The 13,635-nt window shown below is 73.8% G+C and carries 20 protein-coding genes and 1 pseudogene; 11 read left to right on the plus strand and 10 right to left on the minus strand.

Annotated features, from left to right (window positions below):
- Positions 1 to 90 precede the first annotated feature (90 nt).
- The 4 genes and pseudogenes from IEX31_RS19405 to IEX31_RS19420 all read left to right on the plus strand — a co-directional run bounded on the left by IEX31_RS19405 (position 91) and on the right by IEX31_RS19420 (position 1,017).
- The gene (locus IEX31_RS19405; protein ID WP_308423470.1) at positions 91 to 342 is read left to right on the plus strand and encodes a hypothetical protein; all 252 of its coding nucleotides are present in this window, start codon (positions 91 to 93) and stop codon (positions 340 to 342) included.
- Entirely contained in the window at positions 339 to 557 is a 219-nt protein-coding gene (locus IEX31_RS19410; protein ID WP_308423471.1) for a hypothetical protein, read from the plus strand. The genes IEX31_RS19405 and IEX31_RS19410 overlap by 4 nt, the downstream gene beginning before the upstream one ends.
- Positions 554 to 691 (plus strand): annotated as a pseudogene (locus tag IEX31_RS19415) (gephyrin-like molybdotransferase Glp); the annotation flags it as partial. The gene IEX31_RS19410 and the pseudogene IEX31_RS19415, both read left to right, overlap by 4 nt.
- A gap of 119 nt (positions 692 to 810) precedes the next feature.
- Entirely contained in the window at positions 811 to 1,017 is a 207-nt protein-coding gene (locus IEX31_RS19420) for a hypothetical protein (protein WP_308423474.1), read from the plus strand.
- Here the strand turns inward: IEX31_RS19420 and IEX31_RS04525 are convergent.
- On the minus strand, positions 1,007 to 1,261 hold the full coding sequence (locus IEX31_RS04525) for a hypothetical protein (RefSeq protein WP_188742345.1): 255 nt from the start codon (positions 1,259 to 1,261) through the stop codon (positions 1,007 to 1,009). The genes IEX31_RS19420 and IEX31_RS04525 overlap by 11 nt on opposite strands.
- A 55-nt stretch (positions 1,262 to 1,316) precedes the next feature.
- Between IEX31_RS04525 and moaA the strand changes: the two genes are divergently transcribed.
- Both moaA and IEX31_RS04535 read left to right on the plus strand, forming a co-directional pair.
- Positions 1,317 to 2,384, plus strand: coding sequence for a GTP 3',8-cyclase MoaA (moaA, locus tag IEX31_RS04530; protein ID WP_188742246.1), 1,068 nt, complete (start codon positions 1,317 to 1,319; stop codon positions 2,382 to 2,384).
- A gap of 1 nt (position 2,385) precedes the next feature.
- Positions 2,386 to 2,637 carry a MoaD/ThiS family protein gene (locus tag IEX31_RS04535; protein WP_188742333.1) on the plus strand — a complete coding sequence of 84 codons (252 nt, stop codon included), beginning with the start codon at positions 2,386 to 2,388 and terminating at the stop codon, positions 2,635 to 2,637.
- 143 nt (positions 2,638 to 2,780) lie between these two features.
- Here IEX31_RS04535 and IEX31_RS04540 read toward each other — a convergent pair whose 3' ends face one another.
- Genes IEX31_RS04540 through IEX31_RS04560 form a run of 5 tightly spaced genes read right to left on the minus strand, consistent with a single transcriptional unit; the run spans position 2,781 to position 7,338 of the window.
- On the minus strand, positions 2,781 to 3,200 hold the full coding sequence (locus IEX31_RS04540) for a molybdenum cofactor biosynthesis protein MoaE (protein ID WP_188742247.1): 420 nt from the start codon (positions 3,198 to 3,200) through the stop codon (positions 2,781 to 2,783).
- Positions 3,193 to 4,224 (minus strand): bifunctional molybdenum cofactor biosynthesis protein MoaC/MoaB, encoded by a 1,032-nt coding sequence (gene moaCB / locus IEX31_RS04545; RefSeq protein ID WP_188742248.1) that lies wholly within the window; start codon positions 4,222 to 4,224, stop codon positions 3,193 to 3,195. Before moaCB ends, IEX31_RS04540 begins: the two co-directional genes overlap by 8 nt.
- The gene (locus IEX31_RS04550; protein ID WP_188742249.1) at positions 4,221 to 5,423 is read right to left on the minus strand and encodes a molybdopterin molybdotransferase MoeA; all 1,203 of its coding nucleotides are present in this window, start codon (positions 5,421 to 5,423) and stop codon (positions 4,221 to 4,223) included. Before IEX31_RS04550 ends, moaCB begins: the two co-directional genes overlap by 4 nt.
- Positions 5,423 to 6,607, minus strand: a complete 1,185-nt coding sequence (locus IEX31_RS04555; protein WP_188742250.1) for a HesA/MoeB/ThiF family protein — start codon at positions 6,605 to 6,607, stop codon at positions 5,423 to 5,425. Before IEX31_RS04555 ends, IEX31_RS04550 begins: the two co-directional genes overlap by 1 nt.
- 32 nt (positions 6,608 to 6,639) lie before the next feature.
- Positions 6,640 to 7,338, minus strand: a complete 699-nt coding sequence (locus tag IEX31_RS04560; protein WP_188742251.1) for an SRPBCC family protein — start codon at positions 7,336 to 7,338, stop codon at positions 6,640 to 6,642.
- 147 nt (positions 7,339 to 7,485) lie between these two features.
- On the opposite strand from IEX31_RS04560, the gene IEX31_RS04565 reads away from it, so the two are divergent.
- From IEX31_RS04565 to IEX31_RS04585, 5 genes are all read left to right on the plus strand, one after another.
- Entirely contained in the window at positions 7,486 to 7,920 is a 435-nt protein-coding gene (locus IEX31_RS04565; protein WP_188742252.1) for an OsmC family protein, read from the plus strand.
- 87 nt (positions 7,921 to 8,007) lie between these two features.
- Positions 8,008 to 8,424, plus strand: coding sequence for a TOBE domain-containing protein (locus IEX31_RS04570; RefSeq protein WP_188742253.1), 417 nt, complete (start codon positions 8,008 to 8,010; stop codon positions 8,422 to 8,424).
- Positions 8,421 to 9,197: a molybdate ABC transporter substrate-binding protein gene (gene modA / locus IEX31_RS04575; protein ID WP_188742254.1), complete on the plus strand. Its 777-nt coding sequence runs from the start codon at positions 8,421 to 8,423 to the stop codon at positions 9,195 to 9,197. The genes IEX31_RS04570 and modA overlap by 4 nt, the downstream gene beginning before the upstream one ends.
- Complete coding sequence (locus tag IEX31_RS04580) at positions 9,194 to 10,024, plus strand: ABC transporter permease (protein WP_188742255.1); 831 nt, start codon at positions 9,194 to 9,196, stop codon at positions 10,022 to 10,024. Before modA ends, IEX31_RS04580 begins: the two co-directional genes overlap by 4 nt.
- Positions 10,021 to 10,746: an ABC transporter ATP-binding protein gene (locus IEX31_RS04585; protein WP_188742256.1), complete on the plus strand. Its 726-nt coding sequence runs from the start codon at positions 10,021 to 10,023 to the stop codon at positions 10,744 to 10,746. The genes IEX31_RS04580 and IEX31_RS04585 overlap by 4 nt, the downstream gene beginning before the upstream one ends.
- A gap of 11 nt (positions 10,747 to 10,757) precedes the next feature.
- On the opposite strand, the gene IEX31_RS04590 is transcribed toward IEX31_RS04585, so the two are convergent.
- The 4 genes from IEX31_RS04590 to IEX31_RS04605 all read right to left on the minus strand — a co-directional run bounded on the left by IEX31_RS04590 (position 10,758) and on the right by IEX31_RS04605 (position 13,633).
- Complete coding sequence (locus IEX31_RS04590) at positions 10,758 to 11,243, minus strand: SixA phosphatase family protein (RefSeq protein ID WP_188742257.1); 486 nt, start codon at positions 11,241 to 11,243, stop codon at positions 10,758 to 10,760.
- Positions 11,243 to 12,175: an arginase family protein gene (locus IEX31_RS04595; RefSeq protein WP_188742258.1), complete on the minus strand. Its 933-nt coding sequence runs from the start codon at positions 12,173 to 12,175 to the stop codon at positions 11,243 to 11,245. The genes IEX31_RS04590 and IEX31_RS04595 overlap by 1 nt, the downstream gene beginning before the upstream one ends.
- Before the next feature lie 96 nt (positions 12,176 to 12,271).
- Positions 12,272 to 12,547, minus strand: coding sequence for an SHOCT domain-containing protein (locus IEX31_RS04600; RefSeq protein ID WP_188742259.1), 276 nt, complete (start codon positions 12,545 to 12,547; stop codon positions 12,272 to 12,274).
- A 99-nt stretch (positions 12,548 to 12,646) separates the two neighbouring features.
- Entirely contained in the window at positions 12,647 to 13,633 is a 987-nt protein-coding gene (locus IEX31_RS04605; RefSeq protein WP_188742260.1) for an NAD-dependent epimerase/dehydratase family protein, read from the minus strand.
- Between the last annotated feature and the right edge of the window lie 2 nt (positions 13,634 to 13,635).

Here is a 13,635-nt window from a genome sequence, read left to right on the forward strand (position 1 = left end):
TGGTCTCCTCCCGCTCGGGCTGGACTCCGTCGGCTTCACACTAGTGACGAGAGAGCCCCGTGTCACCGATCGGCGACTAGCGTCGAGCACATGTCGACGTTCCAGTCGGTGCCCGACGGAATGGCGCCCCTCGTATCGGTGTCGGCGCACCTCGAGGGCATCCTCGCCAGCGTCGCGCCGCTTCGCACCGTCGAGGTGGTGCGACTGGCGGATGCCGCGGGCCGAACCCTCGCGGCATCCGTCGACGCCCTCGTGGACCTGCACTCGTTCGACAATTCTGCCATGGACGGTTACGCCGCTCGGCGGGCGGATGCCGCCCCGGGTAGGCGGCGCGCATCATGACGGCGGCGCCTGTTCCCGCGGGCGCCGACGCGGTGGTGCCCGTCGAGCACACGGATGCCGGCACCACCCGGGTCGCCATCCATGCCGTCCCCCGGCCGGGCCACCACATCCGCCTCCGAGGCGAGGACCTCCGCGCCGGCGACCGCGTGCTCACGGCCGGCATGGAGCTCGGCGCTCGCCGGCGTGCGACGCCGTGGTCTTCTCCGGCGGCGTGAGCGTCGGCGCGTACGACGTCGTCCGGCACGTGCTCGGCGAGCTCGGCACGGTCGACTTCCCGCGCGTCGCCATGGAGCCCGGCAGGCCGCAGGCCTTCGGCGCGCTGCCCGGCCGCAGCCCGGCGTTCGGCCTGCCCGGCAACCCCGTGAGCGTGGCCGTGTCGTTCGAGGCGTTCGTGCGCCCGGCGCTGCTGCGCCTCTCCGGCCGCAGCGACGTGCGGCGGCCGACCTGGCGCGCCACGGCCGAGGTGGGCTGGCGCTCGTCGGCCGGCCGTCGCCAGTACATGCCCGTCGCGCTCGGCACGGGCGACAGCGGTCCGTCCGTGCGCCCGCGACGTCGGGTGGCGCAGGCTCGAACCTCGTCGGCGGACTCGCTGCCGCCGACGGGTTCGCGATCATCCCCGAAAACGTCGAGGAGGTCGCGGCGGGCGACCTCGTCGAGGTGGCGGTCACGCGATGACCGGCATGGACGCGATCATCCTCGCGGGCGGCCGCGCCGGCCGGCTCGGGGCGCGTCGAAGCCCGACCTCGTGGTCGGCGGTCACCGGCTGCTCACGACCGCGATCGACGCGGCGCGGTCGGCCGGGTTCGAGCACGTCGTCGTCGTCGGTCCGCCGTCGCTCGAGGCACCGGGATGCCTCGTGGTGCGCGAGGACCCGTCGCTGCATCTGCGCCCCGCCCGCTCGGCCGACGACTCGAGGCATCCGCACACTGGAAACGCGGGGACTCGCCTGCGCGTGCGGCACGTAGGGTGGATGCATGACGACGCTCGCGCTCGGCATGCCGACGATCAGGCGGTCGCCCACCGTGGCACCGTCGGTCGAGGGTCGCCCCGACGTGCCCGGCCTCGTCGACCGCTTCGGCCGGGTCGCCCACGACCTGCGCGTGTCGATCACGACCGCGTGCTCCCTGCGGTGCACCTACTGCATGCCCGCCGAGGGGCTCCCGCTCGTCCCGCGCGACGAGCTGCTCTCGGCGCGTGAGATCGGTCGTCTCGTCGGCATCGCCGTGCGCGACCTCGGCGTGCGCGAAGTGCGGTTCACGGGAGGCGAGCCGCTCACCCGCGCCGACCTCGTCGACATCATCGCGCTGAGTGCGGCCGCGGCACCCGGCACGCCGCTCGCACTCACGACGAACGGCATCGGGCTCGACGCCAAGGCCGACGCCCTCGCCGCCGCCGGTCTCACGCGCGTGAACGTGTCGCTCGACACGCTCGACCGCGAGCACTTCGCCCGGCTCACTCGCCGCGACCGCCTGCCGCGCGTGCTCGACGGCATCGCCGCGGCGCACCGCGCCGGGCTCGGGCCGCTCAAGATCAACGCCGTCGCGATGCGTGAGACGCTCCACGACGCGCCGACCCTGCTCGCGTGGGCGATCGAGCACGGATGCCGCCTCCGCTTCATCGAGCAGATGCCGCTCGATGCCGACAAGACGTGGGTGCGCGAGAACATGGTCGACGCGGAAGAACTCCTCGCCGTCCTCGGCGAGCGCTTCGCGCTCGAACCGATCGGTCGCGACGACCCCGCGGCGCCCGCAGAGGAATGGCTCGTCGACGGCGGCCCCGCGACCGTCGGCATCATCGCCTCGGTGACGCGTTCGTTCTGCGGCGCGTGCGATCGCACGCGCCTCACCGCCGAGGGCTCGGTGCGCTCGTGCCTCTTCGGTGACGACGAGACCGACCTGCGCGGGCTGCTGCGCGGCGGGGCCGACGACGCCGAGATCGCCGATCGCTGGCGTGCCGCCATGTGGGGCAAGAAGGCCGGGCACGGCATCGACCACGAGGACTTCGTGCGCCCGCTGCGCTCGATGGGCGGGATCGGTGGCTGACATGGAATCGCTGACCGTGCGCTACTTCGCCGCGGCCGCCGACGCCACGGGCGTCGAAGAGGAGACGCTGGCGCTCGACGCCGTCGGGAGCACGGTCGGGGAGCTCCGCGACCTGCTGGTCGACCGGTATGGCGCCGCGATGGCCCGGGTCGTAGCGAACGGCTCGTTCCTCGTCGACGGTGTCGTGCAGCGCGACGCGTCGGCGCCCCTCGGCTCGAGCGTCGACGTGCTGCCACCGTTCTCCGGCGGCTGACGCGAGCGGCCTCGGGGCGCTCGCCGCCTTGGGTGCGGCTCGGGTGCGGCTCCTCCTGCACCCCGAGGAGCCTTCCCAACGGCCGTTTCCTCGATCTGAAGCGACCTTCTCTCGCGCCATCCCGGTGCCGAAGCGCCCAAAGCTCAGAGGTTCACCCATTCCGTGGCGCCGCCCTCGAGGTACTGGCGCTTCCAGATCGGGGTGCGCTCCTTGACTCGGTCGACCAGCAGGGCGCACGCGGCGAACGCCTCGGCGCGGTGCGGCGCCGCCACGCAGGCCACGAGTGCGACATCGCCGATGGCGAGCGCTCCCACCCGGTGCGCGGCCCCGACGCGGAGCCCCGTCTCGCGCGCGACCTCGACGCATGTCTCGCGCAGGAAACGCTGCGCGTCGGGATGCGCCTCGTAGTCGAGGGCGGTCACGGACGCCCCGTGGTCGTGATCTCGGATCACGCCCTCGAACGACACGACCGCACCGTCCCGACGCGTGGTGACGAACGACTCGATCGCCACCCGGTCGAGCGGCTCGGTCGTGACGAGGGCGAAGACGTCGTGCTCAGGCATTCGAGACCTCCGTGTGCGCGGGGCGGGGCGCGTGGTCGCCGCCCGCGAGCTGGTCGACGACGTGCGGCAGCAGGTCCGCGAGCACGCCGAGCCCGTCGGCGACGCCGCCCCCTGAGCCGGGCAGGTTCACGACGACCGTGCGCCCCGCGATCCCGGCACGAGCCCGGCTGAGCGCGGCGGTGGGCGTCGCCGCGCGTCCCGCCGTGCGGATGGCCTCGGCCACGCCGGGCAGCTCCTGGTCGAGCACCGCGAGCGTCGCCTCGGGCGTGCGGTCGGTCGGGTTCACGCCCGTACCGCCGGTCGTGATGAGCACCGACGGCGACGCGGCGACGGCTCCGCGCACGGCATCGGCGACGTCCGCGTCGGCGACCACGACCGGCTCCGCGGTCTCGAAGCCGCGCTCGCGCAGCCACCCGACGATGACGGGCCCGGTGGTGTCGTCGGCCGCACCCGCGGCCGCGCGAGTCGAGACCACGAGCACGAGCGCGGTGCGACCTGCCGGCGACGTGTCTGCCGAGGCATCCGTCGGGCCTTCGACGGCCGCCGAGTCCGCGGCATCCGCTCTCCAGACGCCACGCTTGCCGCCGCGCTTCTCGACGAGTCGGATGCCGCCGAGCCGTGCCGCCGGGTCGACGGCTTTCACCATGTCATGCAGCGTGAGCCCGGCGATGGCGACGGCCGTGAGCGCCTCCATCTCGATGCCGGTGCGCGCGGTGGTCGAGACCGTGGCCCGAATCGTCACCGCGGCGTCCTCGAAGCCGAAGTCGATCGACACCGCGTCGAGCGGCACGATATGCGCGAGCGGGATGAGCTCGCTCGCTCGCTTCGCGCCCGAGATGCCCGCGATGCGCGCCGTCGGCAGCACGTCGGCCTTCTTCAACCCGTCGCTGCGCACGAGCCCGACGACCTCGGGAGTCGTGTCGAGCCGTCCCTCGGCGATCGCGACGCGACGGGTGACGGGCTTCGCGCCCACGTCGACCATGCGTGCGCGGCCGTCGTCGTCGAGATGCGTGAGCGATGTCATAAGAGCACGGTATCGACCACGGCGCCCGCGTCGAGTTCGGTGACGTCCTCGGGCACCACGATGAGCAGGTCGGATGCCGCGAGCGCGGCCACGAGGTGCGACCCGGGCCCGCCCACCACGCCCGCCCGCCCGTCGTCGGTACGGCGCCCGCGGAGGAACTGCCTCCTGCCCGCCACCGACGTGAGCGGCTCGGCGAGCTCGAGGCGTTCGGTCGCCGCGGGCGGTAGTCCCGCGATCGCCCGCAGCGACGGCGCGACGAACAGCTCGAACGACAGCTGCGCGCTCACGGGATTGCCCGGGAAGCCGATCACGGGCACGCCGCGATACGCGCCCGTCGCCTGCGGGCCGCCGGGCTGCATCGCGACACTGCCGACCCAGCCCCCGGCGGGTTCGAGGAGCTCGCGCACGACCTCGAACGCACCCTTCGAGACGCCGCCACTCGTGATCACGAGCTCAGCCCCCGCCTCGCGTGCGGTGTCGAGCTCGGCGCGCAGCCGATCGACATCGTCGCGAACGCGACCCCCGTGCACCACGACCGCGCCGGCAGCGCGAACCGCTGCGGCGAGCGCGACCCCGTTCGCGTCGGGGATCTCCCCCTGCCCGAGGGGGGTGCCCAGTGGAACGAGCTCGCTCCCCGTGCTTACGACCGCGACGCGCACGCGTTCGCGTACGAGCACTTCGGCGAGGCCGGATGCCGCAGCCGCCGCCAGGTGCCGGGAGGCGAGCCTGAGTCCGGCGGGCAGCACGTCGGAGCCGGCCTCGAGGTCGGATCCGGCCTCGCGCACGTATTCGCCGACGGCCCTCGGGTGGAGGATCAGCACGCCGGTCACGTCGCCGCCGACCTCTTCGGTGTCCTCCACCGGCACCACGGCATCGGCGCCGTCGGGCACGGGCGCGCCCGTCATGATCCGCACGGCCGTTCCCGGCTCGAGCGGGGCGGGGACCCCGGGTGCCGCAGCAATCTCGCCGACGACCGGCAGCGACACCGGGGCATCCATCACGTCGGCGGAACGCACGGCGAAGCCGTCCATCTGCGAGTTGCGGAAGGGCGGCAGCGCGATGGGCGATTCGACGGGCGACGCCGTGATGCGGCCGAGCGCGTCGGCGAGCGCGACCCGCTCGGTGGGGCGGGCGCCGAGTCCGGCGAGCAGCGACCGCACGAACGCGGCGTGCTCATCGACCGGGATACGTGCGCCCATCAGTACCTCGCCACGGCCGGATCGACCGTGCGCGACCAGGCGTCGATGCCGCCGGCGAGATTGCGCACGACCTCGAAGCCGCTGATCGCGAGTTGCTGCGCCGCCCGCTGCGAGCGCACCCCGAGGTGGCAGTAGACGACGACGGATGCCGCGGGGTCGAGCTCACCGACCCGCTCGCCGAGCTCACCGAGCGGGATCAGCACCGATCCGGGCAACGCCGCGATCTCCGCCTCCCACGGCTCGCGCACATCGACGAGGAGCGGTGGGGCGGCCGACGCGAGCTCGTCGGCGAGCTCCGCCGCCTCCACCGCCGTGGGTATCGCTGGCCGAGTAGCAGACGAAGGAGGCGAATCGAGACTCGCCGGCGGACCTGCTGGTCTCGATACGGCCGCTTCGCGGCCCACTCGACCACCGGAGGATGCGGCCGCTTCGCGGCCCACTCGACCACCGGAGGCATCCGTCGCCCGCCGGTACCTGATCTCCCGGGTGCGGCCGCTGAGTGCGTCGTAGACGAGGACCCGTCCGATCAGCGGCTCCCCGATGCCGGTGAGGAGCTTCAGCGCCTCGCCCGCCATCATGCCGCCGGTGACCGTGCAGACCGTCGGGAGGATGCCGTCGATCTCGCAGCTGAGGCCTCCGTCGGCGGCCGGCTCGGGGAACAGGTCGCGATAGGAGATGCCGCGTTCCTCCCACGAGACGCCCACCTGCCCCGAGAACCTCGCGGCGGAGCCCCACACGAGCGGGATGCCGGCACGTGCCGCGGCGTCGTCGGCGACGTAGAGGGTCGGCAGGTCGTCGGTGCCGTCGATCACGAGGTCGGCGTCGGCGAGCAACGCGTCGGCGTTCTCCGCGGTGAAGCGGTGCGGCACGGGATGCACGGCGGTCTCGGGGGAGAGCGCCGCCGCGGCATCCTTCGCCGAGTCCACCTTGGTGCGCCCGACGTCGGCGTGCCCGTGCAGGAGTTGGCGGTGCAGGTTGGTGACGTCGATGACGTCGTCGTCGACGATGGTGAGGCGGCCGACGCCCGCGGCGACGAGCGCGGGCACGACCGCGCTGCCGAGTCCGCCGGCGCCGAGCACCACGATGTGCGCGTCGGCGAGCCGGCGCTGGCCGGCCGCCCCGAAGCCCGGCAGCACACGCTGGCGCGCGTACCGCGCGGAGGCGGGATCGATCACGTCGTCCATCCTTCGATTCTCGCAGGCGGCGGCACCGTGGCCTATCCGGCGGAAGGGGAGCTGGTCGACCGGTCGCGGGCTGCGGGCCGCGCGGTGCGCTCCGCGCGATCGCGGATGCCGCGCAGCATCCGCTCGGTCATCAGGAAGCTCACCATCTCGACCGGCTCGACCAGCGCCGCCGCCCACCCGGTGAGGTACGCGTATCGCTCGCGGACGACGAGTCGCGTGGAGCCGTCGGACCGCGGCATGAGGACGAACGCCCAGGTGAAGTCGTACGGCGCGCCGGCGCCGGTGCCGGCACCGCCCGTGCCTGCGCCGGCACCCGTGCCGTCGATCGCGACGGCCCCGCGCAGCACGAGATGCCGCTCCGCTTCGAGCGCGGCGACCGTCAGCGCCACCCCTGGGGCGAGGTCGACGGCGTCGCCCACGGCCTGCATCTGCAGATCGGGGACGATGCGGTCTGCGGTGCTGATCTCGACGCCGACGAGGTTCTCGAGCCAGTCGTAGCTGTAGAAGCCGCCCCGATTCTGGCCGAGCTGCGCGATCCACGGCCACACGTCGGCCGGCCCCGCATCGATGGAGATGGCCCGAGTGGCCACGAGGTCGGGATCGGAGAGCAGGTCGTCGCCCGGCAGCGCCATGCGCAGCTCGTCATCGCTCGCACCCCAACGCAACGACGCCCGACGAAGCAGCACGACCGCCCCGACGGCCGCCGCGACGACGGCCACGCCCGTTGCCATCCCACGAATCCACCCCATCCGCCCAGTATTCCAACCCGATCGCACCAGGACAACGGATGTCGCGAGCGGCCTGCTGGCTATCCTTGCCGGGAGCACGAGCGTGCGACATCCGCCCGCACCCGTGACGCAGCGCGAAGGGAGCCGACCATGGCCGCAGCGCCGTCGACCTACTCGGTCCACGCCATGAGCACGAACGGCGGGAGCGCCGCCGTGACAGCCGGGAACGAGACGATCCCGTTCGACGCGAGCTGGGGCCGCGACGAGCCGTCGGGCCTCCCCGGGCCGGCCGAGCTGCTCGCCGGCGCGTTCACGGCATGCCTGCTGAAGAACCTCGAACGCGCCGGCGCCCTGCTCGGCTTCTCGTACGAGTCGGCGGAAGTCGACGTCGTCGCCCGGCGTCAGGACGCGCCGCCGAAGTTCGTCGAGCTCCGGTACGAGCTGCGTATCGTCACCTCCGAGACGCAGCACCGCGTCGACCTCGTGCACCAGAACCTGCGGAAGTTCGGCACCGTCTACAACACCCTCGCTGCGGTCTGCGACGTCGACGGCACCGTGGTTCCCGTGGCGCCGACCGACGCTTGAGGCGGCGACGGCCGACTCCCGCGCAAAGCCCGCCTTCCGCGATCGCGGGTAGAATACCGCCATGCATGCGCATCTGCAGATGAGATCGTGACACAGTTCCGCATCAGCGAAGCGGCCGCGCTGCTCGGCGTGAGCGACGACACCGTGCGGCGCTGGGCCGAGCAGGGCCGGCTCGCCGTCACCCGCGGCGCGAACGGCATGCGGGTCGTCGAGGGCGCCGACCTCGTGCCGCTCATGGAGGAGCTCGGCTCCGGCGGCGCACTCGCCGAAGCGTTCCCCCTCGCGCGGGCGTCGGCGCGAAACCGCTTCGTCGGCCTCGTCACGCGCGTGCAGCGCGACGGCGTCATGGCACAGGTCGACCTGCAGGCCGGCCCGTTCCGGATCGTCTCGCTCATGAGCGCCGAAGCCGCCGACGAGCTCGGCCTCGAGCCCGGCGTGCTCGCCGCGGCGAGCGCGAAGGCCACGACCGTGTCGATCGAGCTGCCGCCGGGGCCCGACTCGTGAGGCGCCACGGCGCGCCCGCGCCGGTGCTCGTGGTCGCCGTCGCCACTGTCCTGGCCGGGTGCGCGACCGGCGAGGCACCCGAGGCCCCGTCGTCGGATGCCGTACCGTCGACGGTGACCGTCTTCGCCGCCGCCTCCCTCACGCAGGTGTTCGACACGCTCGCCGAGCGGTTCGAGTCGACGCATCCGGGCGTCGGCGTCGTGCTGACCTCGGGCGGGAGCGGCGCGCTCGCCCAGCAGATCGTGGCGGGCGCGCCGGCCGACGTGTTCGCGTCGGCCGCCGAGGCCCCCATGCAGACGGTCGTCGACGCCGGGCTCGCCGAGGCTCCCGTGGTGTTCGCGACGAACACGCTCGAGCTCGTGGTGCCGGCGGGCAACCCCGTCGGCGTCTCCGGTCTCGACGACCTCGCTCGGGCGGAACTCCGGATCGCCCTCTGCGACGCCTCCGTGCCGTGCGGTGCGGCCTCCGTCGAGCTGCTCGCGCGACGGGGGGTGACCGCCGCGCCCGACACGCTCGAGACCGATGTCACGAGCGTGCTCACGAAGGTCGTGCTCGGCGACGTCGATGCCGCCCTCGTGTACCGCACCGACGTGATCGCCGCGGGCGGCGCGATCGAGGGGATCGACGCGCCGGGCGCGGCATCCGTCGTCAATCGCTACCCGATCGCGGTGCTGGCGGATGCCGCGAGCCCCGCCGCGGCCGAGTTCGTCGCGTTCGTGACGGGCGTCGAGGGGCGCGCCGCACTCGACGCGGCGGGGTTCGGCGCACCGTGACTGCACCCACCCGCCGGCTTGCCTCCGGCCCCGGCGGCCGGCTCGCCTGGCCGATCGCCGCCCTGGCCGCCGTCGCACTGGCCCTGCTCGTGCTGCCGCTCCTGTCGCTCGTGCTGCGCGCGCCGTGGGCCGACCTGCCCCGTCTCCTGGCGCGCGAGTCCGTGCTGCAGGCCCTGGTGCTGTCGTTCGGCACGGCGCTCGCGGCGACCGCCGTGTGCCTCGTGCTCGGGGTGCCGCTTGCGACCGCGCTCGCACGCGCGAGCGGCTGGCCGACGCTGGCGAGACGACTCCTGCGGGCCGCGGTCACGGTGCCGCTCGTGCTGCCGCCCGTGGTCGGCGGCATCGCGCTCCTGCAGCTCCTCGGGCGGCGGGGCGTCGTCGGCGGCCTCCTGGACGACTGGTTCGGCATCGCGGTGCCGTTCACCACGGGGGCGGTCGTCATAGCGCAGGTCTTCGTGGCGATGCCGTTCCTCGTGTTCGCGGTGGAGGGCGCGCTGCGCACGGCCGACCGTCGCACCGAGCTCGCCGCCGCGACGCTCGGCGCCTCGCGGTGGCAGGTCTTCCGGCACGTGACGCTGCCGCTCGTCGCCCCCGGAGTGGCCGCGGGCGCCGTGCTCTGCTTCAGCCGCGCGCTCGGGGAGTTCGGCGCCACGATCACGTTCGCCGGGTCGCTGCCCGGCGTCACGCGCACCCTGCCGATCGCGAGCTACCTCGCGATGCAGTCCGATCCCGACGAGGCGATCGCGCTCGCGCTGCTCCTCCTCGCGGTGTCGATCACGGTGCTCGTCGGACTCCGCGACCGGTGGCTGCCCGGAGTGCGCGGATGACGCGGACGCCGCGACCCGCCCTCCACGTCGACGTGCACGTCGCGCGCGGGAGCCTGCACGTCGAGGCCGCGTTCGACGCGGCGCCGGGGCATCCGCTCGCCATCATCGGACCCAACGGCGCAGGAAAGTCGACCGTGCTCGCCGCGATCGCGGGGCTCGTGCCGCTCGAGTCGGGCGCTGTGTCGATCGGCGACCGCGCCGTCGGCGCCCTGCCGCCCGAGGCCCGGCGCATCGGCGTCGTGTTCCAGGACTACGTGCTGTTCCCCCACCTCGACGTACGCGACAACATCGCGTTCGCAGCCCGCATGCGCGGCGGTTCGCGAGTGGCCGCCCGCGCAGCCGCCGAGCCCTGGCTCGAGCGTTACGGGCTGACTCCGCTCGCCGAGCGGTTCCCCGCCGAGCTCTCGGGTGGGCAGGCGCAGCGCGTGGCCCTCGCCCGGGCGCTCGCCGCCGAGCCGGAGGTGCTGCTCCTCGACGAGCCGATGTCGGCGCTCGACGTGGAGGTGCGCGCGGAGATGCGCTCCGAGCTGGCGACGCACGTGCGCGAGTTCGGCGGCGCCACGGTGCTCGTCACCCACAGCACGGCGGATGCCGCAGCGCTCGCCGACTCGGTCCTCGTGCTCGAGGCGGGCGGGGTGACGCAGCGCGGCGCGCTCGCGGACCTGCGCGCCGCGCCGGCGACGCCCTACGTGCAGCGGATGCTCGCGGCCGCAGCCGAGTGAGACGGCGGCGCCTACGACCGCGGCGTGTCGAACCGCACCGCGCGCACGAGTCCTTCGTCCAGTTCGTTCCACGCGTCGGCTTCGAACCGGAACTCGGCGACCGCGCAGGTCGGCATGTGCCCGATCTCGTCGGTGAACCGGTGCACGAGCGACGTCATCTCGGGATTGTGGCCGACGACGAACGCCGTGCCCACCGAGGACTCGACTTCTCCGATGACGCCGAGCAGGCCCGACGCCGACGTCGCGTAGAGCCGCTCGTCGGCGACGATCCCGTCGCGGTCGATTCCCAGCGCTTGGGCGATGAGTTCCGCCGTCGTCAGTGCCCGCACCGCCGTGCTCGACAGGATGAGGTCGGGCGCGAGGCCTCGCGAGGCGAGCCGCCGGCCCATCCTCGGCGCATCGCGGCGCCCGCGGTCGTTGAGCGGCCGCTCGTGGTCGGCGAGGCCGGGGTGGTCCCAGCTCGACTTCGCATGGCGCACCAGCACGAGCGTCTTCATCAGCGCAGCCCGACCCCCGTCGCCACCTCGAGCACGCACAGCGCGGCGAGCCGCACGGTGCGGCCGTCGGGGGCGTCGGCGGTGGCATCCACCTCGGCGAGGTCGACCGACTCCACCGCCGGCGCGGCACCGGCCGCACGCGACGCCGCCCGCAGCTCCCACGCCGAGATGCCGCCGGGCACCGAGGCCGGGCAGCCGGGAGCCACCGACCGGTCGCACACGTCCACGTCGAGGTCGACGTGGACGGGCCCGCCCGCCGCCCCGGCGATCTCGAGCGCCTCGGCGAACACGTCCGTGATCGGGCGGCGGTGCAGTTCGTCGCGGTGCACGACGGTGATGCCGAGCTCCTCGGCCCGGTCGGCGTAGTGCCGCGAGTTCGCGAAGTCGGCGATGCCGAGCTGCACCACCCGCCTGCCGTCGAGGCCGGCCTCGATGAGCCGGCGCACGGGCGAACCGTTGCTGACCCCGTCGCGCAGGTCGTAGTGGGCGTCGAGCGTGATGAGCCCGGCGGTGCCGAGCCGGTCGCCCCACACGCCGAGCGCCACCGGCATCGTGAGCGAGTTGTCGCCGCCGAGCGCCATGACGACCGTCGAACGCTCGCTCGCCGTGGCCGCAGCCGCGCGCACGCGTGCCTCGCCATCTGGCCCGTCGGGCTCCTCGACATCGCCCGCGTCGACGAGCGTCAGGACATCGACGTCCTCCGCCTCCTCACGTGAGGGCGAACCGCGGTCGGGCATGAGTGCCGGGCTGTACCGTCGCAGCGCCTCGCGGATCGCCGCGGGGGTCGCGTGCGCCCCCGTGGGCGACAGCGAGGTGCGCCACGTCGGCGCGCCGAGCAGCACGAGGTCGGCGGTCTCCCCGGCTTCGAGGTCGGCGAGCGCCGGCCAGTCGCCCGCACGGGGCCACAGCGGATCGTGCGAGAGCGTCACCATCTCACGACGCTGGCAATGGCGGATACCGCCGGCCGAGGCATCCGTCGACCGCCGTGTCTGCGATTCCGGACGCACACCGACGCGCCCCGATACGCCTCAGCCACCCGCCGGCGGCGAGGTCTCGTCGAGCGCGCGCCGGATCTCGCGGTACTCGTCGGGTGTGACCTCTCCACGCGCGAGCCGCTCCTCCAGGATGGCCCGGGCGTTGCTCCGGGGCGGCTGTCCGTGCGTCGGCGGCTGCCCCGGCGGTGGCCCTGAGGAACCGGACGTGAACGATCGCACCACCAGCACGACGAGCGCGGCGATCGCGAGCAGCCCGAACAGGATCAGGATCCAGCCCCAGCCCATGCCGTAGCCGTAGTCCCACATCATGCACCATCACCTCCGATACCGACGGGAGCGGAGCCGCCCCCTTGGGCTCATGCTACGCCCGGCGTCCGGTCGGGCGTCAGGCTCGTGGCACTGCGATGGTCAGCCTCGAAGCGCCGCGAGCAGTTCGCGCTCGCGCTCCGCGCTGAGGCCCGCGCCGCGCGGGCGGTCGAGCCCTTGGGCGAGTTCCCACTCGAGCACGTCGCTGAGCAGGTCGTCGAGCGGCCGCAGCCGGAGTCCAGCGGCGCGGGCGGCGGCGTTCGACCGGTCGAGGAACGCGTTCCACTCGGGGTCGGCGATCCACAGCGGGAGCGAGTCCTGACCGGACCACTCGGCGACCCCCTGCGCTCCGAGCCATTCGGGCGAGACCGCGACGACCTCGCCTCGGTGCCCACCGATCGCCCGGGAGCGCTCGAGCCAATCGGCGAACGTGACCCGGTCGCCGACCGCGTTGAACCGGCCCGTCAGCCCCCGCTCCACCGAATCGAGCGAGAAGCGCACGAGGTCGCCGACGTGGATCGCCTGCACTGGTGCATCGAGGATGTCGGGCACGAGCATCGGCTCATCGTCGCGGGCGGCGCGCGCGACCCAGTACCCGCTGCGTCCCGAGGCATCGCCGGGCCCTGCGATGAGGCCGGGCCGGATGACGAGCAGCCGGTCGCCGAGCGCTTCGCGGTAGGCGAGCTCGATCGCCGACTTCGCCTCGCCGTACGTCTCGGGCGTCGACACGTCGGACTCGAGCGGTGGCAGCAGTTCGGCGGACTCATCGGCACCCGGCTCGTCGTGCCGAGCGTAGACGCTCCCCGATGAGATGAACGTCCAGTGCCGGGCGTGCGGCGCGAGGCCGGCGGCCGCACGCCGGGCGAACCCGGGCTGGCGGGTCACGTCGATCACGGCGTCCCATTCCTGACGCGCGACCTCGTCGTACGCGCCGGACTCCGACCGGTCGGCCCGCACCAGCCGCGCACCGTCGGCGACGTCGCCCGCTTCGCCTCGCGCGAGGCACGTCACGCGATGCCCCCGGCCGATGGCCTCCCTCGCGAGTTCCCGTCCGAGCCATTGCGTGCCACCGAGGATGAGCAGGTCCATGG

The organism is Agromyces bauzanensis, assembly GCF_014645655.1.
GTDB classification, from domain to species: domain Bacteria; phylum Actinomycetota; class Actinomycetes; order Actinomycetales; family Microbacteriaceae; genus Agromyces; species Agromyces bauzanensis.